Source organism: Curtobacterium sp. MCBA15_013 (assembly GCF_001865095.1).
Lineage (GTDB): Bacteria > Actinomycetota > Actinomycetes > Actinomycetales > Microbacteriaceae > Curtobacterium.
Window position 1 is genome coordinate 70,364 of sequence record NZ_MJGQ01000086.1, and the last position, 21,447, is coordinate 91,810.

Genomic DNA, 21,447 nt, shown 5'->3' on the forward strand with positions numbered 1-21,447 from the left:
GCCAGGTGCGCGGCAGCTGCTGGAGGAACCGCGTGACAGAGCGCAAGCCGGGAGTCGTGTCCGTCATCCTCGTGAACTACAAGGGCACGGACGACACCCTGACGAGCATCGCGGAGCTCCGCAAGCAGGACTGGCCGCAGGACCGGCTCGAGGTCATCGTCGTCGAGAACGGTTCCGGCCCCGAGCACCTCGGTCGGCTGAAGGCGTCGGAGCTCGACTTCACGCTCGTCGACGCCGGTGCGAACCTCGGCTTCACGGGCGGCTGCAACCTCGGCGTCGAGAAGTCCTCCGGCGAGATCGTGGCGTTCCTCAACAACGACGCCCGACCCGACACCGGCTGGGTGCGCGAGGCCATGGCGACGTTCGCCTCCGGCGCGGACATCGGCGCCGTGGCGTCGAAGGTCCTCGACTGGGAAGGCGTCAACGTCGACTTCACCGAGGCCGCGATGACCTGGTACGGCATGGGCTACAAGCCGTTCGCGGGCTCGCCGGACACCGGGCGCTGGGAGTCCGAGACCGACGTGCTGTTCGGCACCGGCGCGGCGATGTTCATCCGTGCGGAGCTCTTCGAGCAGCTCGACGGCTTCGACGACCGCTACTTCATGTTCTACGAGGACGTCGACCTCGGCTGGCGGCTCAACCTGCTCGGCTGGCGCTTCCGGTACCAGCCGAAGTCCGTCGCGTTCCACAAGCACCACGCGTCGATGAACAAGTTCGGCGACTTCCGCGAGACCTACCTGCTCGAGCGGAACGCCCTCTTCACGCTGTACAAGAACCTCGGTGACGAGCAGCTCGCAGCGGCCCTGCCCGGGTCGCTCGCGCTCGTCGTCCGTCGCGCCGTCGGTCGTGGCGAACTCGACTCGACCGAGCTCGACCTCCGCAACCCCGGCGACGACAGCGTCCCGACGATCCCCGTGCCGAAGACGGCGATGGCGGGCATCTACGGCGTCGACCAGTTCGTCGAGCAGCTGCCGTCGATGACCGAGTCGCGTCGGCAGATCCAGGCGACCCGCGTGCGCAGCGACCGCGAGCTCCTGCGCCTCTTCGGCAACCGCGACGAGCCCGCGTACCCGATCGAGAACTACCTGGCCGGTTACGACAAGATCGTGCACTCCCTCGGCGTGCTCGAGGTCGGCACCCGGCGTCGGATCCTCATCATCACGGGCGACTCCATCGGCGAGAAGATGGCCGGTCCGGCGATCCGTGCGACCCAGATGGCGAAGCAGCTCGCCGGCGAGCACGACGTCCGGGTCATCAGCCTCACGCGCTCGTCGCAGATCGACCCCTCGTACGAGGTCGTCACCGTGCCGCACCGCCACCCGCGCCAGATGGTCGAGCACGAGGCCTGGGCCGACGTCATCATCGTGCAGGGCCACGCCCTCCGCCTGTTCCCGGTGCTCGAGTCGACGAGCAAGATCCTCGTCGTCGACGTCTACGACCCGCTGCACCTCGAGCAGCTCGAACAGGGCCGCAGCGACGACGTCGACCAGTGGAACCGGCAGATCCTCGACGCGTCGGACACCCTGAACCACCAGCTCGAACTCGGCGACTACTTCATCTGCGCCTCCGAGCGGCAGCGCATGTTCTGGCTCGGCCAGCTCGCCGGCTCGGGTCGTGTGAACGCCCGGACGTACTCGCGCGACCCCGACCTCCGCTCGCTGATCGGTGTCGTGCCGTTCGGCCTGTCGTCGACGCCGCCGGTGCACGACCAGCAGCGGGTCAAGGGCGTCGTCCCCGGCATCGGGAAGAACGACAAGCTCGTCGTCTGGGGCGGTGGCATCTACGACTGGTTCGACCCGATCACGCTCGTCCGTGCCATCGGCCGGCTCGCCGCGAAGAAGCCGAGCGTCAAGCTCTTCTTCATGGGCGTGCAGCACCCGAACCCGGACGTGCCCGAGATGGACATCGTCGCCAAGGTCCGTGCCGAGGCCGATGCGCTCGGGCTGACCGGCAAGAACGTGTTCTTCAACGACGCGTGGATCCCGTACGAGGAACGCGGCGCCTACCTGCTCGAGGCCGACGCCGGCGTCTCGACGCACTACGAGCACCTCGAGACCACGTTCTCGTTCCGCACCCGCATCCTCGACTACCTGTGGGCGCGTCTGCCGATCGTCACGACCGCCGGTGACTCCTTCGGTGACCTCGTCGCCGAGGAGAAGCTCGGCATCGCCGTGCACGAGCAGGACATCGACGGCCTGGCCGCAGCGCTCGAGACGGCGCTCTTCGACAAGAAGGCCCGTGCCGAGTTCATCGGCAACGTCGACCGCGTGCGCGAGCAGTTCACGTGGGAGAACGTCCTCGCCCCGCTCGTCGAGTTCTGCCGGAACCCGATCCGCGCGGCCGACAAGAGCGTCCGCGACACCTCGTCGACGATCCAGCCGCACGCCATGCGCGTGCGCGTCCCGGACCGCAAGAAGCTCTACGGCGTCCGTCACGACCTCGGTCGCGCCGTGCACTACTTCCGGACCGAGGGCCCGCGGAGCGTCGCGGGCAAGATCAAGCGTCGGCTGCAGAACCGGTGACCGCGGGCGCCACGGCGCTCGTCATCGTCCCGACCTACAACGAGGCCGAGAACGTCCGCACGATCGCCGCAGCCGTCCTGGGCGCGCTGCCGGACGCACACCTGCTCGTCGTCGACGACGCGAGCCCCGACGGCACGGCTGACCTCGTGCGGCAGCTCGCCGCCACGGACGACCGGGTGCACCTGCTCGAACGCTCCGGCAAGCTCGGCCTCGGGACGGCCTACGTCGCCGGCTTCCGGTGGGGGCTCGAGCGCGGGTACCCGCTGCTCGTCGAGATGGACGCGGACGGCTCGCACCCGGCCGACCGGCTCCCGGCACTCGTGGCCGCGGTCGACGGCGCCGACGACGTCCTGCTCGCGATCGGGTCGCGGTGGGTCCCCGGGGGATCGGTGGTCGACTGGCCGCTCCACCGCGAGGTCCTCAGCCGCGGCGCGAACACCTACGCCCGGTTCGTGCTCGGCATCGGCGTGCGGGACGTCACCGCGGGCTTCCGGGTCTACCGCGCCGACGCGATCGCCCGGATGGACCTCGACTCGATCGACTCGAAGGGGTACTGCTTCCAGGTCGACATGACGTTGCGGGTGGACGACCTCGGCGGGCGCATCGTCGAGGTCCCGATCCGGTTCCGCGACCGTGTGCACGGCGTCTCGAAGATGAGTCGTTCCATCGTGCTCGAGGCGATGCTCCGCACCACCCAGTGGGGCCTGCAGCGGCGCCTCGGTCGCCGACACGGCGCACGTCGCTGACGCGACCCACGTCGCCGACGCGACCCGAGAACAGACGGGAGGCGCGGTGCCAGCTGGCACCGCGCCTCCCGTCCGTGAAGGGGATGCGTCTCAGACGCAGCTCACGTTGTAGTCCTGATTGTTCGCCACGTACTGTGCCATCTGGACACGGCTTCCCGACATGAGTCCACCAGCCGAACAAGCACGCTGGGCCGCTGCGACGCCGTCTGTGCCCACCGCGATCCAGCTCGGCAGGCCCTGGAGCGACGACTTCGCCGGAACCGAGCCCACGATCTGTGCGAACTGGCTCTTGGTCGAGTAGATGCCGATCGTCGAGACGCCCGCGGCCTTGAGCGCGGCGACCATGCCCTCGATGTCGGCGCGGTTCTGCGTCTGGTAGTCCTTCGCGTCGGTGGACCCGAGCCACGAGAGGCCCGTCTCGACGTCGATCCACCAGCGGTACGACGAGGGGTTCGGGACGCCGCGGGTGTTCGCGGCCTCGTACGCACGGGTGTAGCCGTACATGTACGAGCAGGCGCTGGTGTACGCCTTCGCCGTGCAGGTGCCGTACGGGTTGGACACGGTCGTGCCCGACGGGTCCCGGTTGGACGACGGCCAGACCGAGGCGGCCTTGCCGGGGTTCGCGGCGAGGGCGTAGAGCTGCGCCTTCGGCTGCGACGTGCCGCCGGCCGACCCCGCGGCCCACGCCAGCTGCGGGGCGAGGGACTCGTTGGTCTGGTTCGGCAGCGAGCCGTTCACGCCGACGACGCCGAACGCCTGGTTCGACGGGTAGTTCGACGAGGACCCGCCCTGCGGCCACGAGACGTCGGCCCCGAAGCCGGAGCCGCTCGACCCGTCGAGGAAGTACCCCGCGACGTCGAGGTGCAGCTGCGCGGAGCCCTTCGACACCTTCGCCTGCACCCGGCGGTCGACGCTCGACCCGGTGACCTTCGCGACGACGAGGTTCGCGACCGAGGTGCCGGCGTCGAACACCTGCGTCGCGACCTGGGGGTCCTGGCCCGCGGGCGTGACGCGGAGGTACGCGGCGGTGGTGGGCTTCGTCGTCTCGGCGTTCGCGACGACGGCCGTGGCGGTCCCGGGGACGCCCGCGACACCGGACAGTCGGATGGTCCCCGCGGTGGCGGACACCGAACCGGCGAACGCACGGGTGGTGTCGATCGGGACGAACACCGAGCCGGTGGACGAGTTCGAGTAGTAGCCGGCGACGTCCATGTAGACCGTGCCCGAGCCCTTCGAGAGCTTCACCTGGGCGGCACCGTCGTCGGAGAGCTTCACGATCGCGAGGTTCGACAGCGCCTGACCACCCGAGTAGAGCTGCGTCACGACGGAGGGGTCCTGCCCGGCCGTGGTGACGCGGACGTACCCGGCGACCGTCGGGTTGCTGACCTGCACGTTCACGGCGACGGCGGTCGCATCGGCCGGGATCCCGGCGCGGCCGGCGAGGGGCACCTGCGTCGGCGTGGTACCCACCGTGGCGCCGAACACCCGCGCGGCGTCGAGCGGGGTGTAGGTGGCACCGGAGCCGTCGGCGTAGTACCCGGCGACGTCGAAGTACCCGCTCGCCGTGCCCTTCGAGAGCTTCGCCTGGATCGAGCCGTTCACGAGCCGCACGGTGACGAGGTTCGCGATCGTCTGCCCGGCGGCGAAGTCCTGCGTCGCGACGGTGGCGTCCTTGCCCGCGGGGGTGACGCGGACGTAGCCGGCCGCGGTGGGCTTGGCGACCTCGACGTTGACGGCGACGGCCGTGGCGTTCGCGGGGACCCCCGCGTTCCCGGCGATCTTCACCACCTTCGGCGACGTCGTCAGGGCGCCCGACCAGACGCGGGTCGTGTCGATCGGCGTGTACCGGCCGGTCGTCGGGGCCGCGGCCTGCGCGGTCGAGACCGGTGCGACGACGGCGACGGCGGTGGCGACGAGCGCGGTGGTCAGGGCGAGTGCGAGGCGTCGGTGCAGGCGCATGTGGTTGTTCCCCAGGTTCGTGGACCGCCCCCTGACGGTCTCCGGCAGTCTAGGTGCACGATGCAACGGATCGGGGATCGCGGAGCACACCTGTGCACTTCGACACAGTCGCTCAGCCGCGCGGCAGGTGCCGCCGCCACGACCGCCGCCGCGCGGCGATCACGAGCACGGCGACGAACACCATCAGCCCGGCCCCGTGCAGCAGGTAGCTCTCCGCCGCACTCGTGACGCCCAGCAGCACCAGCACCGCCGCCGGCCACACGTAGGCGACCCCCGGGAACGTGGTTGCCGTGACCCACGCCCGCGCGAACGCGAGCAGCGCCGTCACCGCGAGGATGATCGTGCCCGCGAGCCCGATCTGCAGCCACGCGTCGACGAACGCGTTGAGGCCGGACGTGAACCGCTGCCCGGCCGGGTCGATGAACGTCACGTAGGGCACCACGGCCTCGTGCGGCCACGTGCCGACCCAGCCCCAGCCCTGGATGGGGAACTGGCTCACGAACACGCGGATCTGCGCCCAGAGGTCCACCCGGGTCGCCGTGCCACCGGCTGCACCGATCTCGGCGAGGACCCGGTGCCGGGCGACGATGCCGAGGCCGATCATGAGCAGGACCGCCCCGCCGAGCACGCCGTTCACCACCGGTCGGGTCGTCGGTCGGGCGTGCCGGAGCGACCACAGCGCGAGGGCGGTCACGGCCAGGGCGATCATCGCGAGCCCGGTGATGGGGGACTGCACGAGCATGAGCGCGATGACGGCGAGGGTGGTCGAGCCGATCGCACGCCACATCGTCACCGAGCGGGTGAGGAACTCCACCACGAACGTCACCAGCGCCATCGCGGCGATGAACCCCATGAAGTTCCGGGTCCCGCCGATGCCCTGGATCGGGCCCCCGTACGCGATGTTGCCCTGGATGCCGAACGCCGCGATCGGGGTGTCGAGGACGAGGCCGGAGAGGACCTCGAGGCCGAGCGCGACCACCAGCAGGATCCGGAAGGCGTCGCCGGACGCCCGGATGACCTGCACCAGGTCGCGGCCGAGCGCGAGGTAGAGCCCGAGCCCGATGAAGCAGACGGTGCCGACCAGCCCCCGGAGCGCCACCCACGAGTACTCGCTCCAGAGGACGCTCAACGCGCAGTACCCGACGAACGCCAGGAGCGAGAGGGGGAGCACCCCGTGCCACTCGATCCGGTAGCGCTGCCCGAGCAGGCTCAGGCCGGCGAGGACGAACAGCGTGACGAGCACGGCCCACACACCGGCACGACCGACGAGCGCGGTCACCGTCGGCTGCGCGAACGCGAAGAGCACGATCACGGTCGCGAGTGCCTGGCTGAACCGGCCGCCCGCGGAGAACCCGATCCACGCCGACAGGTACCGTCGCGCGAGCACGCGTCTGGTCACCCGGCCGTCCGTCACCTCACCATCTTGGCCCATCCGGCCTCGTCGGCAGGTGGACGCCCCGGCGTCGCGCCCTGCACCGAGCCGGCGGCGACCTCGATCGGCGTGCCGAGGACGCCCGCGACACGACGGGTGCACCCCCGCGTGGATATCCACGATCCGCGATGTCGGCGGTACGATCGCCGCACCATGGCGCGCGGGTGGCGGCTGTACGGCGCACCGACGGTCGCTGCGGTCGTCGGTGGGTCCGCCACGGCCGTGGCCTGGTGGCGGCTCGGCCCGGTGACCCGCGGGACGGTGTGGGCCGAGGACGGCGGGGTGTTCCTCCGCGAGCGGCTCGCACTCGGCCCCGGCGCCGTCCTGGAGCCGTACGCCGGGTACCGCCACCTCGTCCCGCGCATCGTCGTCGACCTCGCCTGGCTCCTGCCCGTCGAGCGGTACGCGGTCGCGGTGTCGGGCCTGGCCTGCCTGGTCGTCGGGGTCGTCTGCGCGCTCGTGTTCCTGCTCTCCGGCGACGTCGTCCGGCCGTGGCCGCTCCGGGTCCTGCTCGCCGCGGTCCCCGTCGTCCTGCCGCTCGCCCCCGTCGAGATCAGCGGCACCGCGGCGAACCTGCACTGGTACGTGCTCGTCCTGGTGCCGTGGCTGTTCACGCACCGTGCCCGGACGTGGTGGGGAGCGGTGGCGCTCGCCGTGGTCACGGCCCTCGGTGTGCTCAGCGAGGTCCAGGCGACGCTGTTCCTCCCGCTCCTGCTGGTCGCCTGGCTGCCGCTGCGACGCACGGCGACCGGACGGGTGGACCTCCGCCCGCTGCCGGTCACCCTGGCGGCGGTGCTGGGCAGTGCGGTGCAGGTCGCGACGGCGCTCACGGACCCGCGAGCGTCCCGGCCGGGCGACCCGGGTGCCTCCGACGTGCTCGCCGGGTACCTGCTGCAGCCGCTCGGGGGCGCGTGGGACCGTCGGGTCGATGTCGTGGCGGAGACGGTGCACGCGCACGGGTGGGGCGTGGTCGTCCTGCCGGCCGTGCTGCTGGTGGTCGTGCTCGTGACGGCCGTGGTGCTCGGCCGGGGGCGTGCGCGGTGGGTCGTGGTCGCCCTCGCCGGAGGCTCCCTCGTGGTGTGGTGGGCAGCGCTCCTGGCGAACGGGTCGGCGGTGCAGGACTGGGTGGCTCTCGGGCCGGCCGCGCTGGCGGCGGGGCCGCAGCGGTACGCGGCAGCGTCCGGGCTGCTGCTCGTGTCGGGAGCGGTGGTGGCGGCGTCCGTGGTCATCGGGTCGGTGGGAGTGCCAGGAGGCGCGGGTCGGCCCGGTGCGGGTCGATCCGGTCCGGCAGTCGGCCGGTCGGCGGCCGCGGGCCGGCTGGTCGCGGTCGTGCTCGCGTGGTGCGTGGTCGCCGCGGTGGTCGTCGCCGCCGTCTGGAACGCCGCTCCGGGGACGACCCGGCGGAGCGCCGGCCCGGTCTGGTCCGCGCAGGTCCCCGCGGCCGCCGAAGCCTGTCGCGCCGACCCGACGCTGCCGTCCGTCGTGCTCCGGACCGCGCCGTGGCGGGCCGCGGTGCCGTGCGACCGCCTGGTCGAGCGGCCGTGACGACGGGACCGGTGTCGGGGGCCGGGGCGGGCTCGGGTCAGCGGCGCGCGGGCGTCCGGAACTCGCGGCGGGCCGGGGGCGTGCGGGGACCGTCACCGGCGGACACGGGCTCCTCGCCGACGAGCACGATCCGGGTCTTGATCGCGATGAGGGCGAACAGGACCCAGTTGCCCTGGTAGAGCAGTCGGGACTCGGCGACCGACTGCACGAGCAGCGCCACGACGACGAGCAGCGGCAGGAGCGACACCGGGTCGAACGGACGGGGGGAGAGCGACGCGTCGTAGCCGATCCGGGTGGCCGAGGCCCACGACCGGCTGAGGGTCGTGACCACGTAGACCACGAAGATCGCCAGTCCGATGACACCGGTCTGCATCCACACGTCGAGGTAGGCGTCGTGCGCCTGCAGGTAGGTCACGCCCTTGCGGTGCGCGAGGTCCGCGAGGGTCGGGATGCCCGGCCACCAGTAGCCGATCCACCCCCAACCGACGACGGTGTGCTCCTGGATGAGGCCGATGACCCGCTCCCAGATCACGCCGCGACCGGTCGCGTCCGAACCCTTGCCGAGCAGCTCGGACACCTGGCCGCGGGCAAGGAACCCGAGCACGGCGACGACCACGGCCCCGACGGCGACGGCGAGGTAGCGCGGGGTCCGTCGTTCGGTCGGGACCCGGCGGATCCAGAGCGCGACGGCGAGCGCGACGAGGACGACGAGCCCGGCGGCCAGCACGGTCGAGGAGCGGGTGAGTGCGAGGACGACGAGGGCCACGACGGTCCAGCCGATCGCGCGGTTGCGCCGGAGTCGCCCCTCGGCGTACTGGACCGCGACGGCGATCACGGCGAGGAGCGCGACCATCGCGAGCAGGTTCGCGTTGCCGGGGAGGCCCTGGATGCGCCCGCCGGTGAAGAGCTCGGCGCGTGAGAAGTAGAAGGCGTCCGGGATCTTCCGGTCGCCGTAGTCCGTCCACGCCGGTGCGATCGGGTGCCGGAGGACGACCGCGACGAAGGCCTCGAAGAGCAGCGACCCCATCAGGACCCAGCGCAGCGCGAGGCTCAGCGCATCGGTGATCCGCCGCCACGTCAGGGTCGAGGCGATCGCGAAGGCCGCGCCCGCGCAGATCACCTGGACCGCGAGGCTCGAGACCGTCGCGAACCGCCAGTGCGACCACACCACGGACACCAGGCACCAGGCGAGGAAGAGCCAGAGCGCACGCGGTGTCCGGGTGAGCGGCGGGCGGGCCCGGACGATGATCGTCGTGGCCCAGACCCCGGCGGCCGCCCAGAGCAGTCCCGCCCCGACCCACGTGAGCGTGTTCGGCACGGCGTCGCCGGCGAAGAGCACGAACAGGATCGTCGCGCCGAATGCGAACGCCTCGCGCTCGGGCACGGATCCGCGCGCCAACGGCCAGGTGTTCGTCACGACGCCAGGGTACCCGGGGAGCGCACGTCGACCGCCGATAGGCTCGTGCGCATGTTCCTCGGCATCACGAACACGCCCCGCGACTACGCCTGGGGATCCGTCACGGCCATCCCCGAGCTCCTCGGCCGGACCGTCACCGGCGCACCGCAGGCCGAACTCTGGCTCGGCGCGCACCCGGGCAGCCCGAGCGTCGTCGTGAACCCGGCGATGGTCGGCGGCGCGGACACGCTGCTCGACTGGATCACCGCGGAGCCCCGGGACGCCCTCGGACCGGACCGCACGGGCCTCCCGTTCCTGCTGAAGGTCCTCGCGGCCGCCGCCCCGCTCTCGCTGCAGGCGCACCCGACACCCGAGCAGGCGCGCGAGGGGTTCGAGCGCGAGGAAGCGGCGGGTGTCCCGATCGACGACCCGGCCCGCAACTACAAGGACCCGTTCCCGAAGCCCGAGCTCGTCGTGGCGCTCAGCGAACGCTTCGAGGCGCTGAGCGGCTTCCGCCCGGTGGCCGAGACGCTCGCCGACGTCGAGGCGCTCGACGCCGGGTCCGGTCGGCTCGGCCCCCTGGTCGTGCACCTGCAGCACGGGCTCGAGGACACGGTGCGGTGGCTCGAGACCGGAGACTCCTCGGCGCAGGCCGTCGTGCAGGCCGTGAGCGACCTCGCCGCCGCGCTCCCCGACGACGCCGTCACCCCGAACACCGCGACCGTGCGCGACCTCGGCACGAGCTACCCGGGCGACCCCGGCATCGTGGTGTCCCTGCTCATGCACCGCGTGACGCTCGCCGCGGGTGAGGCGATGTACCTGCCGGCAGGGAACATCCACGCCTACCTCGACGGGCTCGGCATCGAGCTCATGGCCCCCTCCGACAACGTCCTGCGCGGCGGGCTCACGCCGAAGCACGTCGACGTCCCGGAGCTGCTGCACGTCCTCGACTTCACCGCGTACCCGGCACCCGTCCTGGCCCCCGAGTCGGTCGCCGCCGGCGTCGAGCGCTTCGCGCCGGACGGCGTCGGGTTCGCGCTGCTCCGCGTCACGGGGGACGGACGCCCGGTCGGCCTGGCCTCCGGCGGGGTCGCGCCGCTGCACGGCCCCTCGATCGCGATCTGCACGGCGGGCGCGGTGACGCTCGTCGGCGCGCAGTCCGCGACGCTGCTGCGCCAGGGGGAGTCCTGCTACATCACCCCCGACGAGGGCGACGTCACGGTCGAGGCCGACAACGGCAGCGGTCTGGCGTCCACGGTCTTCATCGCGACGGGTGCGTGAACCCGCAGCGCGTGGCGGTCTGACGCCGCGCCGGTTCCGCTAGCGTGGCCAGCATGAGTTGGCTGGTCACCGGCGGCGCCGGGTACATCGGGTCCCACGTCGTCCGAGCACTGCGTGCGGCGGGCATCGACACCGTCGCGTTCGACGACCTCTCGAGCGGCTTCCGGGCGTTCGTGCCCGAGGACGTGCCGTTCGTCGAGGGCACGATCCTCGACGGCGAGCTGGTGGCCCGGACGCTGCGCGAGCACGCCGTCACCGGTGTGGTGCACGTCGCGGGGTTCAAGTACGCGGGGGTGTCGGTCGAGCGACCGCTGCACACCTACGAGCAGAACGTCACCGGCATGGCGACGCTCCTCCGGGCGATGGCGGAGAACGGCGTCACCAAGGCGGTGTTCTCGTCGAGCGCCGCCGTCTACGGCACGCCGGACGTCGACACCGTGGTCGAGGACACCCCGAAGGCGCCGGAGTCGCCCTACGGCGAGTCGAAGCTCATCGGCGAGTGGCTGCTGCGCGACATGGAGGTCGCCGCGGGCTTCACCACGACGTCGCTGCGCTACTTCAACGTCGTCGGGTCGGGGGAGCCGGACCTGTACGACGCCAGCCCGCACAACCTCTTCCCGCTCGTCTTCGACGCCCTGCTCGCCGGTCGCACGCCGCGGATCAACGGCGACGACTACGCCACGCCCGACGGCACCTGCGTGCGGGACTACATCCACGTCGCCGACCTCGCGCACTCGCACGCGGTCGCCGCGCAGAAGCTCGAGGCGGGCCAGACCCTCGAGCGCGCGTACAACCTCGGCAGCGGCGACGGGGTCAGCGTCCGGCAGATCATGGACGCCATGGCGAAGGGCACCGGCATCGCGTTCGAGCCCGAGATCGCGCCGCGACGCGCCGGTGACCCCGCGCGGATCGTCGCGACGGGCGAAGCGGCTGCGCGTGACCTCGACTGGGCGATGCGCCACACGCTCGACGAGATGGTCACGAGCGCCTGGGAAGCCCGGCGCCGCATCGGCTGACGGGCCGTCGCGGCCGGCTGAGGGGGCGTCAGTTGTCCCCCGAAACCCCGACAGACCGGCCGCGACACGCCCGTACGGGGGACATGACACGCCGGAACCGTCAGTGCCTTCTATGATCCGCGACTTGACTCTCGCGAATGACACCGCTGTAATTACAGGCAACGACAGCGATCGTTGTGGTCCCGTTATCGAGACGTCAGGGGTGATCAGGGTGAACGGTTCCGACTTCCACGCCGGAGTACCGGAGGACTGGCACGTCGACCCCGTGTCGCTCGGCGTTCCGGGTGTCCGGCGTCCGGAGACCGACGACGAGGAGAACCCGCTCGCCTGGCAGGTGGACTCGCTCTGCGCGCAGACCGACCCCGAGGCGTTCTTCCCCGAGAAGGGCGGCTCGACGCGCGAGGCCAAGAAGATCTGCACCTCGTGCGAGGTCCGGGCGCAGTGCCTCGAGTACGCGCTCGAGAACGACGAGCGCTTCGGCATCTGGGGTGGCCTGTCCGAGCGCGAGCGCCGCAAGCTCCGCAAGCGGGCGTAGCCGCGCACCTGGCCAGTCCAGGAGGCACGGTGCGCGTCCGACGCGCACCGGTCGTTGATGGCTCCCACAGGTTCACGGCGCGCCGCCGTCCGCAGGCCGCGCCGCGCCTCCAGACCGTAGAGTGACGCCCGTCATGCAGCCCAGAGTCACCGCGATCCTCGTCGCCGCCAACGGGGCGGACCACCTCGACCGGACCCTGGACGCGCTCGCCGCCCAGACCCGTCACCCCGAGAACCTCGTCGTCGTCGACCTCGGGTCGACCGACGGTTCGACCACCGACCTCTCGTTCGGCGGCTCCGCCGAACTCCTGCGCCTGCCCGCCGGTCGCCCCTTCGGCGAGGCGGTCGCCCGCGGCGAACGCGAGGCCCCGCCCGCGGTCGCGGACGAACCCGTCGACGAGTGGCTCTGGCTGCTCGGCCACGACAACGCGCCGGCGCCCACCGCCCTCGCCGACCTCCTGTCCGCGGTCGAGATCGCGCCGAGCGTGGTCGTCGCGGGGCCGAAGCTCGTCGACGTCGACGACCCGTCGCGGCTCCGGGCGTTCGGCGAGAGCATGACCCGCTTCGGTCGGTCGATCGTCCTCGTGCAGGACGAGCTCGACCAGGGCCAGCACGACCGGAACACCGACGTGATGGCGGTCGCCGCCGGCGGGATGCTCGTCCGACGCTCGGTGTGGAACGAACTCGGCGGCTTCGACCCCGCCCTGCCGAACGTGGACGCCGCGCTCGACTTCTGCGTGCGCGTGCGCCTCGCCGGACACCGCGTCGCCGTCGTGCCCGAGGCCCGCGTGACGAGCGCCGGGCCCATCGAGGAGTTCGGGCGCAAGCGGGTCTCCGAGGGGCGGCGCGTCCGGATGCACCGGCAGGCGCAGCTGCACCGCCGGATGACCTACGCGTCCGCCGGGGTCCTCTGGATCCACTGGCTCACACTCGTGCCGTTCGCGATCGGCCGCGCGATCGGGCACCTCGTCGCCAAGCACCCGGCCGCGGTCGGGGCCGAGCTGGCCGCGGCGTTCTCGGTCGCCTTCGGCGGCGGGACCGGACGCTCGCGCCGGGTCCTCGCACGCGGCAAGAAGCTCGGGTGGGCGGCGGTCGAGCCGCTCCGCGTCAGCTGGCGCCGGGTGCACGAGCGGCGGACCACGTCGCGCGACGTCGAGCTCGCCCGGGTCGAGGACGCACCGATCGCCCGGGCGTCGTTCCTCGGCGACGGCGGCATCTGGGTCGTCCTCGCCGCGGCGGTCCTGAGCGTCGTGACCCTGTACCCGCTGCTCGGCTCGCCGGCGCTGACCGGTGGCGGGCTCCTGCCGCTGAGCACCGACGTCGCCCGGCTGTGGCAGAACGTCGGCTACGGCTGGCACTCGATCGGCACCGGCTTCACCGGGCCGAGCGACCCGTTCGCCGCGGTCGTCGCCGTGCTCGGCTCGATCACGTTCTGGTCACCGTCGACCTCGGTCGTGCTCGTGATGCTCGTCGCGTTCCCGCTCGCCGCACTCGGCGCCTGGTTCGCGGTGCGGAAGCTGACGACCCGCACCTGGGTCCCGGTGATCGGCGCGGCGCTGTACACGATCGCCCCGACGCTCGTCGGTGCCGTCACGAGCGGGCACCTCGGCGCCGTGATCGCGCACGTCCTCCTGCCCTGGCTGTTCCTCGCCGTGCTCGAGGCGCACCGCTCCTGGGCCTGGGCCTCGGGCGCGTCCCTGCTCTTCGCCGTCATCGCGGCCTCGGCGCCGTCGCTGCTGCCGGTGCTGCTGCTCGGCTGGCTCGTGTCGCTCGCCGTCGGGTGGCGTCGTGCGCACCGTCGGGTGTTCATCCCGGTGCCGGCAGCCGTGCTCTTCCTGCCGCTCGTGCTCGCGCAGGTCGCCCGCGGCAACGTGCTCGCCGTCTTCGCGGACCCGGGCGTGCCCTCGGCCACCCGTGCACCGTCGGCCTTCCAGCTCGCCATCGGCCAGCCGGTGCCGGACTGGAGCGGGTGGCTGCCCACCACGTCCGGGCTCGCGCTCGCCGCCTGGATCCTGCCGGTCCTCATGGCGGTGCTCGCGCTCCCGGTGGCCGTCGCCGCCATCGGTGCGATGCTCGGCCACCGCTGGGCCGTCGCGGGAGCCACGCTCCTCATCGCGCTGGCCGGCTTCGCCACCGCGTTCGCCGCCACCCACGTCACCGTCACCGGGGTCGGGTCCACGACCACGATCATCTGGCCGGGCAGCGGGCTGAGCGTGTACTGGTTCGGCATCGTCGCCGCCGCCTGCATCGGGATCGACGTGCTGCCGCGGATCGCCCCGGTCGCGGGACTGGTGACGACCGTGGTCGCCGCCGTCACCGTGGCACCGGCGTTCGGGGCGTTCTACCTCGGCAACGCGGTGATCCAGCCGACCTCCGGCCGGGTGCTCAGCGCGTACGTGAACGCCGAGGCGCAGGCCAACCCCGACGTCGGCACGCTCGTCGTCGACCCGCAGGACGACGGCTCGCTCGCGGTGTCGCTCGAACGCGGTCAGGGTTCGACGCTCGACGACCAGACCACCCTCGACTCGACGGCGCTCACGCTCAGCCGTTCCGGTGCGCAGCTCGCGACCCTCGCCGGCAACCTGGCGAGCCGGAGCGGGTACGACCCCGAGCCCGCACTGCGGCAGCTCGGCGTGAGCTTCGTCCTGCTCGACGACGCCCCCGACGGTTCCTCCGCGCAGGCGGTCCACGACCGTGCAGCCGGGGCGATCGGCCAGAACGCGCTGTTCACGAGCATCGGTGAGACGACGAGCGGCCAGCTGTTCCACTACGAGGGCGACGTCGACCGCCCGTCCACCGGGTCGGCCGGGGCACAGGCGACGCACGTGCTCTACCTCGTGGTCCTCGGGGTCGTGTTCGGCGCCGCGGCACTGCTGGCGGTGCCCACCGCGCCCCGTCGACGCCGTGCCACCTCGAACGTCATCGAGGCCGAGGAACCCGCCACCACCTTCGACGAGGAGCGCGACGAATGAGCCGTACCCCCGCCTCCGTCCGCCGCTGGGTCGTCCGCGGCACGGCGACCGCGATCGCCGTCGTGGTCGCCGCCGGAGCCGTCACCGCGGCGCACGCCCTCGGCACCGACACCGACCCGGGTCGTCCCGCGGGCAAGACGGTGACACCCGTCCCGGCCGACGCCGAGCGCGTCTGCGCCGGCAACGCGCTCCGGCTCTCCGACGACGCCGGCAACGACGCGACGAAGGCGAGCACCGTCGGCTCGGCCACCGTCGCCACCGCGACCACCGGGTCGAGCGTCGAGCGCTCCGGCCTCGACGACTCCGCGACCGGCGGGAGCAAGCCGCGCCTCCTGACCGCTCCGGCGGGGGACACCACCCCGCAGGTCGCCGGCAGCAGCTACCAGAGCGTCGCGAGCGGGGACGTCGTCGGCGTCGGTGCCGCGTCGTGCGACGACCCGAGCCAGTCCACCTGGCTGGTCGGCGGGTCCACCGAGACCGGCCGCACGAGTCTCGTCACGCTGTCGAACCCGACCGACGTGAACGCGACCGTCGACCTGTCGATCTACGACGGTTCGGGCACGGTCAGCGCCCCTGGCACGACCGGCATCGTCGTCGCGCCGAACACCCAGAAGGTCGTCCCGCTGTCGGGGTTCGTCTCCGACCAGGGCTCGACCGTCGTGCACGTGGAGTCCTCCGGCGGCCAGATCGTCGCCCACATGCAGGAGTCCATCGTCCGCACCCTCACCCCCGGTGGGTTCGACATCATCTCCGGCGGTGCGGCGCCCTCGACGTCGCAGATCATCCCGGGTGTGGTCCTCGACGGCGCCCAAGAGGCCCAGCGCGGCGACGACACGGCCGACGCCGCACCCATCGTCCGGCTGTTCGTGCCCGGCACGAAGGCGGCCCGCGTGACCCTCGGCATCACCACCGCCGACGGGGGCGGGTCCACCGTGAACGCCACCGCCGAGCCCGGTGTCGTCACCGACGTCACGCTCGACGACTTCCCGGACGGTCGCTACGCCTTCACCGTCACGTCGACCGAGCCGCTCGTCGCCGGCGCCCGCACCACCACGCCCACCTACGACGGACGCACGGACGTCGGGTGGTTCGCCTCCGCCGACCCGCTCGGCGAGTCCACCATCACGGCGGTGGCGCCCGGTGAGAACCAGCGCCTCACGCTCGTCAACCCGACGCGCTCCGACGCCGACGTCAGGATCCGCTCCGGCGACGAGACGCAGGACGTGCAGGTCGTCGCCGGTGGTGTGCGCACCGTGGTCGTCCCGGTCGCGAAGCAGCTCGAGCTGCAGGGGACCGAGGGGCTCGTCGCCGGGGTGACGTACATGGGCGACGACGGCATCGCCGGCTTCCCGGTGCGGGCGGCGACCGAGGTCTCGACGCCGGTCCGGGTCTACCCCTGAGCCGTGGCGCGCCGCGTCACCAGTGGCGGTAGCGGTCCGGCGCCAGGTCCCACGGGTCCTTGTCGATCAGCTCGCCCACCGCACGGAACACCGCGGTCTCGATGATGATGCGCTTGTCGGTGTCGTCCTTCTCGGGACTGCGGGTGACCCGCTCCACCGGGACGCGGAACACGGTCACGCGGCGCTGCTCGCGGTCCACCCGCCACCGGGGCATGTGGTCTGGCAGGGTGGAGTCCGTCGGCATGTCCGCGACCTGGAACACGACGCCCTCGAGCTCGGCCGGCCAGAGCCCGAGCAGGTAGTGCGCGGTGTCCCCGACGATGCGGTCGAACGTCTCGGCGCGGGTGATGATCGGCGCGAGGTCCGGACCGGTCACGCTGGACCGTCCGCCGCGTCCGTGCCGGGACCGACCGCGGCCCCGGTCGACGGGTGTGACGAGACGAGTCCTGCGACGCATCCCCACATCGTACGCGGCGCGGGCGGTGCCGCCCTGCTCCGATAGGGTCGGTGGCGGTATGGACGTGAGGATCTGCAGCAAGGTCGCCTGTGGCGCGAGCGCCTCGGCGACCCTGACGTACGACTACGGGGACTCCATGGTCGTCGTCGGCCCCCTCTCCACCCGCGTCGAACCCCACGGCTACGACCTCTGCGCCCGCCACGCGGCGCAGCTGCGCGTCCCGCGCGGGTGGCAGGTCGTGCGGCGCGAGCCGCTCCGTCGCGACGCGGACTGACGCGGTCGGGTCCGGTCCTCCACAGGGGGATCCCTGGAGGCGCGGCTCACGGCACCGACGTCGGCTGACGACCCGCGCCTCCCGGCGTGGAAGACTGGGCCGCATGCCCACCGAAGCCCGTACCGCAGCACCGTTCCGCGTCGCCGACCTCGCCCTCGCCGAGGCGGGGCGCCACCAGATCCGCCTCGCCGAGAACGAGATGCCGGGGCTCATGTCCCTGCGCGAGGAGTTCGGCGCGTCGCAGCCGCTCGCCGGCGCGCGCATCGCGGGCTCGCTGCACATGACGGTGCAGACGGCCGTCCTCATCGAGACGCTCGTCGCGCTCGGTGCGCAGGTCCGGTGGGCGAGCTGCAACATCTTCTCGACGCAGGACGAAGCCGCCGCGGCCATCGCCGTCGGCCCGACCGGCACGCCTGAGTCGCCGGCCGGCGTCCCCGTGTTCGCGTGGAAGGGCGAGACGCTCGAGGAGTACTGGTGGTGCACCAGCCGGATCTTCGACTGGTCGGCCGAGGCCGCAGCCGCCGGCGCCGACTGGATCGGCCCGAACCTCATCCTCGACGACGGCGGCGACGCCACGATGCTCGTGCACACCGGCGCCGATGCCGAAGCCGCCGGCCGTGTGCCCGATGCCGGGGCCGATGCGAGCACCGAGTGGAAGATCGTCCTCGAGACCGTCGCCGCCTCACTGCAGGAGTCGTCGGACCGCTGGACCCGCATCGCGGCCGACATCGAGGGCGTGACCGAGGAGACCACCACCGGCGTGCACCGCCTCTACGAGCTGTCGCGCAACAGCGAGCTGAGGTTCCCGGCGATCAACGTCAACGACTCCGTCACGAAGTCGAAGTTCGACAACAAGTACGGCATCCGGCACTCGCTGCCCGACGGGCTCAACCGGGCGACCGACGTGCTGATCGGCGGGAAGGTCGCGTTCGTCGTGGGCTACGGCGACGTCGGCAAGGGTGCGGCCGAGGCGCTCCGCGGGCAGGGCGCCCGCGTGATCGTGTCCGAGGTCGACCCGATCTGCGCGCTCCAGGCCGCGATGGACGGGTACCAGGTGGCGCGCCTCGCGGACGTCGCCGACCAGGTCGACATGGTCGTCACGTGCACGGGCAACCTCGGCGTCGTCGGTGTCGACGAGATGCTCGCGCTGAAGCACCTCGCCATCGTCGCGAACGTGGGGCACTTCGACAACGAGATCGACATGGCGGGCCTCGAGTCCCTGCCGGGCGTCGAGAAGGTCGAGATCAAGCCGCAGGTACACGAGTGGCGTCTGCCGACGGGCCGGTCGATCCTCGTGCTCTCCGAGGGGCGGCTCATGAACCTCGGCAACGCCACGGGGCACCCGTCCTTCGTGATGAGCAACTCCTTCACGAACCAGGTGCTCGCCCAGATCGAGCTGCACACCCGCCGCGCCGAGTACCCGACGGGGGTGTACGTGCTGCCGAAGCACCTCGACGAGAAGGTGGCGCGGCTGCACCTCGACGCGCTCGGGGTCGCGCTGACCGAGCTCCGGCCGGAGCAGGCGGCGTACATCGGTGTCCCGGTCGAGGGCCCCTACAAGCCCGAGCACTACCGGTACTGACGCGGCGCGCGGGCGCGCGCTGCCGTCGCGCGCTGCCGCGCCGCGGCGGGCGCGCTGCCGCACCGCACAACCAAAGTCGCCCGGAACCACGCATCCGCGCGGCTCCGCGTGCTTTTGGTTGTGCGCCGGCAGCCGCCGGCTGCCGCCCGCCGGCTGCCGGCTGCGCCGGTCGGCGCCGGCACCCGGCGCGACCGAGCGCGGCTCGCGGCCCGCGGCCCGCGGCCCGCGGCTCGCGCGCCGGTCGCCCGCGGCGCGGGCCCGGCGGCGACGAACTACGTTTCCGACGTCGAACCAGCCTCCCGCGCTGGTTCGACGTCGGAAACCTGGTTCGAAAGGTGGACGCGAGCCGCGCCGCCGCGCCGCCGCGCGCCCGCGGCGCAGCGCGTCAGCGCGGGAACCCCGGCGGCCGCGCCGTCGCCACCGCCGACGCCCGGTCGAGCACCGCCGCCCGACCCCGCAACGCGCGCAGGTCCCGCTCCCGCCGCAGCACGACCACCCCGGCGAGGAACACCTCGGGGTGGACCGCCGGCACCGGGTGCGCGTACTCGGCGACCGCTGCCGCGAGGGACCGTGCCGCCGCCTCCCGGAGCTCGGGGCGGAGGTCGGCAGCACCGCGGAAGAACGCCCCGAGCCGGTTCTCGAGCCGCTGCGGCAGCGCCGACACGTCCGCGACCCCGGCCCAGGCCACGAGCTCCGCGGGCATGAGGACCTCGGGAGACCGCTGCTTCGCCGCCCGCTCGTGCTGCACGAACGTCCCGGCGAGCAGGTCCCCGAGCCGACGCGGACGGGACCCGAACAGCGCCACGAGCAGCGCCACGGAACCGAACGTCATCCACAGCTCGAACAGCCCGACGAGCGCACGGGTGAACGCGTGCCGGAACCCGATCGCCCCGCCGTCGAGCCGGACGACCCGGGTGCCGGTCGCGTACCGGCCGACGCTCTTGCCCCGGGTGACGGTCTCGAGCGCCGCCGGGACGAGCACGAGCACGACGACGAGCACGCCGATGCTGAGCGCCGCTGCCCAGGCCTCGTCGAGGTCGCTCGGCCAGACCCGCGACAGGCCGATCATGAGCATGACGTACAGCGCGAGCAGGCAGACACCGTCGAGGAGCGCCGCCGCGAGCCGCAACGCGATGCCGGCGGGCTGCACGTCGAGTGCGACGGCCTCGCCGACGACGAGCTCGTCGTGGGTGTCGTCGAGCGCGACGACGAACCGACCGTCGGCGAGGTCACGCGGCACGCTGGTCTTCGGCATGGGATCATTCTGTCGGAGACGCACGCCCACCGCCCGGACGGCACGGACGCGCGAACACCGGAACGAGCGGGGGAGACGCTGTGGACCTGGACGCCTACACCGAGGTGCACCGCGACCGGTGGCAGGAACTCGACCGGCTCGCCCGCACCCGCCACGCCTCCGGTGCCGACGTCGACCGCCTCGTCTCCGGCTACCAGGCGGCAGCGACCGACCTCGCGCGCATCCGCGGCGCCGCCCCGCGCACCGCGGTCGGCGACCGGCTCTCGCTGACACTGTTCCGCGCCCGACTCCGGTTCACCGGCACCCCCGTCGACCCGCTCGCGGCGCTGACGTCCTTCTTCGTCCTGCAGCTCCCCGCCGCCCTGTACCGGATCCGCTGGGTCGCGATCTGGGTGGCGGCCGCCACGGCGGCGATCGCCGCGATCACGGCGGTCTGGATCACGACCACCCCGGGCGCCGTCGACACGTTCGGCACCCCCGAGGCCCTCCGGCAGTACGCGACCCGGGACTTCCAGGCGTACTACTCCGACCACGGCCTCGGTGCCTTCACGGCACAGGTGTGGACGAACAACGCGTACATCGCCGCCACCATGGTCGCCTTCGGGATCACCGGACTCTTCGTGCCGTTCTCGATCGGCCAGAACGCGATCAGCCTCGGCGTCTCGGCGGCCATCCTGCACGACCAGGGCCGCCTCGGCGACTTCTTCCTCTACATCGCCCCGCACGGGCAGCTCGAGCTGTACTCGATCTTCCTCGCGGCGGCCGCCGGCCTGATGATCTTCTGGTCGTGGGTCGCCCCCGGGGCCCGCACCCGCGGACAGGCCCTCGCCGAGGACGGCCGAGCACTCATCACGATCGCCGTCGGCCTCGCCCTGACGCTCCTGCTGTCCGGTCTCGTCGAGGGCACGGTGACCCGGCAGGACTGGCCGTGGCCCGTCAAGATCGGGATCGGCACCGTCGCCCTCGCGGCCGTGCTCTGGTACCAGTGGGTCCTCGGCGGTCGCGCGTACCGCGCGGGGCAGCGCGGCGACCTCGAGGAGTTCGAGCGCGGCACGTCGGCCCTCGTCGCCGACTGA

General features: G+C 72.6%; 16 protein-coding genes. 11 read left to right on the plus strand and 5 right to left on the minus strand.

Translation table 11 applies throughout. From position 1 onward, the window contains the following. The first annotated feature begins 32 nt into the window (after positions 1–32). Both BIV01_RS18480 and BIV01_RS18485 read left to right on the plus strand, forming a co-directional pair. Positions 33–2,522 carry a glycosyltransferase gene (locus BIV01_RS18480; RefSeq protein WP_071303791.1) on the plus strand — a complete coding sequence of 830 codons (2,490 nt, stop codon included), beginning with the start codon at positions 33–35 and terminating at the stop codon, positions 2,520–2,522. Then, on the plus strand, positions 2,519–3,268 hold the full coding sequence (locus BIV01_RS18485) for a polyprenol monophosphomannose synthase (RefSeq protein ID WP_071303792.1): 750 nt from the start codon (positions 2,519–2,521) through the stop codon (positions 3,266–3,268). The genes BIV01_RS18480 and BIV01_RS18485 overlap by 4 nt, the downstream gene beginning before the upstream one ends. A 90-nt stretch (positions 3,269–3,358) precedes the next feature. On the opposite strand, the gene BIV01_RS18490 is transcribed toward BIV01_RS18485, so the two are convergent. Together BIV01_RS18490 and BIV01_RS19550 are read right to left on the minus strand one after the other, a co-directional pair. Next, a complete protein-coding gene (locus BIV01_RS18490) occupies positions 3,359–5,227 on the minus strand; it encodes a hypothetical protein (protein WP_071303793.1) in 1,869 nt (622 codons plus the stop codon). Positions 5,228–5,339: 112 nt separating this feature from the next. Next, positions 5,340–6,626 (minus strand): O-antigen ligase family protein, encoded by a 1,287-nt coding sequence (locus BIV01_RS19550; RefSeq protein WP_139199579.1) that lies wholly within the window; start codon positions 6,624–6,626, stop codon positions 5,340–5,342. Between the two features lie 186 nt (positions 6,627–6,812). On the opposite strand from BIV01_RS19550, the gene BIV01_RS19555 reads away from it, so the two are divergent. Then, positions 6,813–8,204, plus strand: a complete 1,392-nt coding sequence (locus BIV01_RS19555; RefSeq protein ID WP_071303794.1) for a hypothetical protein — start codon at positions 6,813–6,815, stop codon at positions 8,202–8,204. 37 nt (positions 8,205–8,241) lie between these two features. Here the strand turns inward: BIV01_RS19555 and BIV01_RS18505 are convergent, their stop codons facing one another. Beyond that, a complete protein-coding gene (locus tag BIV01_RS18505) occupies positions 8,242–9,621 on the minus strand; it encodes an O-antigen ligase family protein (protein WP_139199581.1) in 1,380 nt (459 codons plus the stop codon). A gap of 51 nt (positions 9,622–9,672) precedes the next feature. Between BIV01_RS18505 and manA the strand changes: the two genes are divergently transcribed. From manA to BIV01_RS18530, 5 genes are all read left to right on the plus strand, one after another. Beyond that, positions 9,673–10,881, plus strand: a complete 1,209-nt coding sequence (gene manA / locus BIV01_RS18510) for a mannose-6-phosphate isomerase, class I (RefSeq protein WP_071303796.1) — start codon at positions 9,673–9,675, stop codon at positions 10,879–10,881. 53 nt (positions 10,882–10,934) lie between these two features. Beyond that, the gene (gene galE, locus BIV01_RS18515; RefSeq protein WP_070418491.1) at positions 10,935–11,897 is read left to right on the plus strand and encodes a UDP-glucose 4-epimerase GalE; all 963 of its coding nucleotides are present in this window, start codon (positions 10,935–10,937) and stop codon (positions 11,895–11,897) included. 202 nt (positions 11,898–12,099) lie between these two features. Then, positions 12,100–12,432, plus strand: a complete 333-nt coding sequence (locus BIV01_RS18520; RefSeq protein ID WP_083295294.1) for a WhiB family transcriptional regulator — start codon at positions 12,100–12,102, stop codon at positions 12,430–12,432. Between the two features lie 133 nt (positions 12,433–12,565). Next, complete coding sequence (locus tag BIV01_RS18525; protein WP_071303825.1) at positions 12,566–15,403, plus strand: glycosyltransferase family 2 protein; 2,838 nt, start codon at positions 12,566–12,568, stop codon at positions 15,401–15,403. Further along, complete coding sequence (locus tag BIV01_RS18530; protein ID WP_071303797.1) at positions 15,400–16,803, plus strand: DUF5719 family protein; 1,404 nt, start codon at positions 15,400–15,402, stop codon at positions 16,801–16,803. The genes BIV01_RS18525 and BIV01_RS18530 overlap by 4 nt, the downstream gene beginning before the upstream one ends. A gap of 16 nt (positions 16,804–16,819) precedes the next feature. Here BIV01_RS18530 and BIV01_RS18535 read toward each other — a convergent pair whose 3' ends face one another. Next, positions 16,820–17,179, minus strand: coding sequence for a metallopeptidase family protein (locus tag BIV01_RS18535; protein WP_254789530.1), 360 nt, complete (start codon positions 17,177–17,179; stop codon positions 16,820–16,822). A 139-nt stretch (positions 17,180–17,318) separates the two neighbouring features. Here BIV01_RS18535 and BIV01_RS18540 point away from each other — a divergent pair, with 139 nt between their 5' ends. Beyond that, a complete protein-coding gene (locus BIV01_RS18540) occupies positions 17,319–17,534 on the plus strand; it encodes a DUF3499 family protein (RefSeq protein WP_070418494.1) in 216 nt (71 codons plus the stop codon). Positions 17,535–17,637: 103 nt separating this feature from the next. Then, on the plus strand, positions 17,638–19,116 hold the full coding sequence (ahcY, locus tag BIV01_RS18545; RefSeq protein ID WP_071303798.1) for an adenosylhomocysteinase: 1,479 nt from the start codon (positions 17,638–17,640) through the stop codon (positions 19,114–19,116). 385 nt (positions 19,117–19,501) lie between these two features. On the opposite strand, the gene BIV01_RS18550 is transcribed toward ahcY, so the two are convergent. Continuing rightward, positions 19,502–20,371: an RDD family protein gene (locus BIV01_RS18550; protein WP_071303799.1), complete on the minus strand. Its 870-nt coding sequence runs from the start codon at positions 20,369–20,371 to the stop codon at positions 19,502–19,504. 80 nt (positions 20,372–20,451) lie between these two features. On the opposite strand from BIV01_RS18550, the gene BIV01_RS18555 reads away from it, so the two are divergent. Further along, positions 20,452–21,447 (plus strand): stage II sporulation protein M, encoded by a 996-nt coding sequence (locus tag BIV01_RS18555; protein WP_071303800.1) that lies wholly within the window; start codon positions 20,452–20,454, stop codon positions 21,445–21,447.

Coding starts and splice junctions, on each gene's coding strand:
- manA (WP_071303796.1), top strand. CDS start 9,673: ATGTTCCTCGGCATCACGAACACGCCCCGCGACTACGCCTGGGGATCC.
- galE (WP_070418491.1), top strand. CDS start 10,935: ATGAGTTGGCTGGTCACCGGCGGCGCCGGGTACATCGGGTCCCACGTC.
- BIV01_RS18490 (WP_071303793.1), bottom strand. CDS start 5,227: ATGCGCCTGCACCGACGCCTCGCACTCGCCCTGACCACCGCGCTCGTC.
- ahcY (WP_071303798.1), top strand. CDS start 17,638: ATGCCCACCGAAGCCCGTACCGCAGCACCGTTCCGCGTCGCCGACCTC.
- BIV01_RS18525 (WP_071303825.1), top strand. CDS start 12,566: ATGCAGCCCAGAGTCACCGCGATCCTCGTCGCCGCCAACGGGGCGGAC.
- BIV01_RS18540 (WP_070418494.1), top strand. CDS start 17,319: ATGGACGTGAGGATCTGCAGCAAGGTCGCCTGTGGCGCGAGCGCCTCG.
- BIV01_RS18550 (WP_071303799.1), bottom strand. CDS start 20,371: ATGCCGAAGACCAGCGTGCCGCGTGACCTCGCCGACGGTCGGTTCGTC.
- BIV01_RS19555 (WP_071303794.1), top strand. CDS start 6,813: ATGGCGCGCGGGTGGCGGCTGTACGGCGCACCGACGGTCGCTGCGGTC.
- BIV01_RS18530 (WP_071303797.1), top strand. CDS start 15,400: ATGAGCCGTACCCCCGCCTCCGTCCGCCGCTGGGTCGTCCGCGGCACG.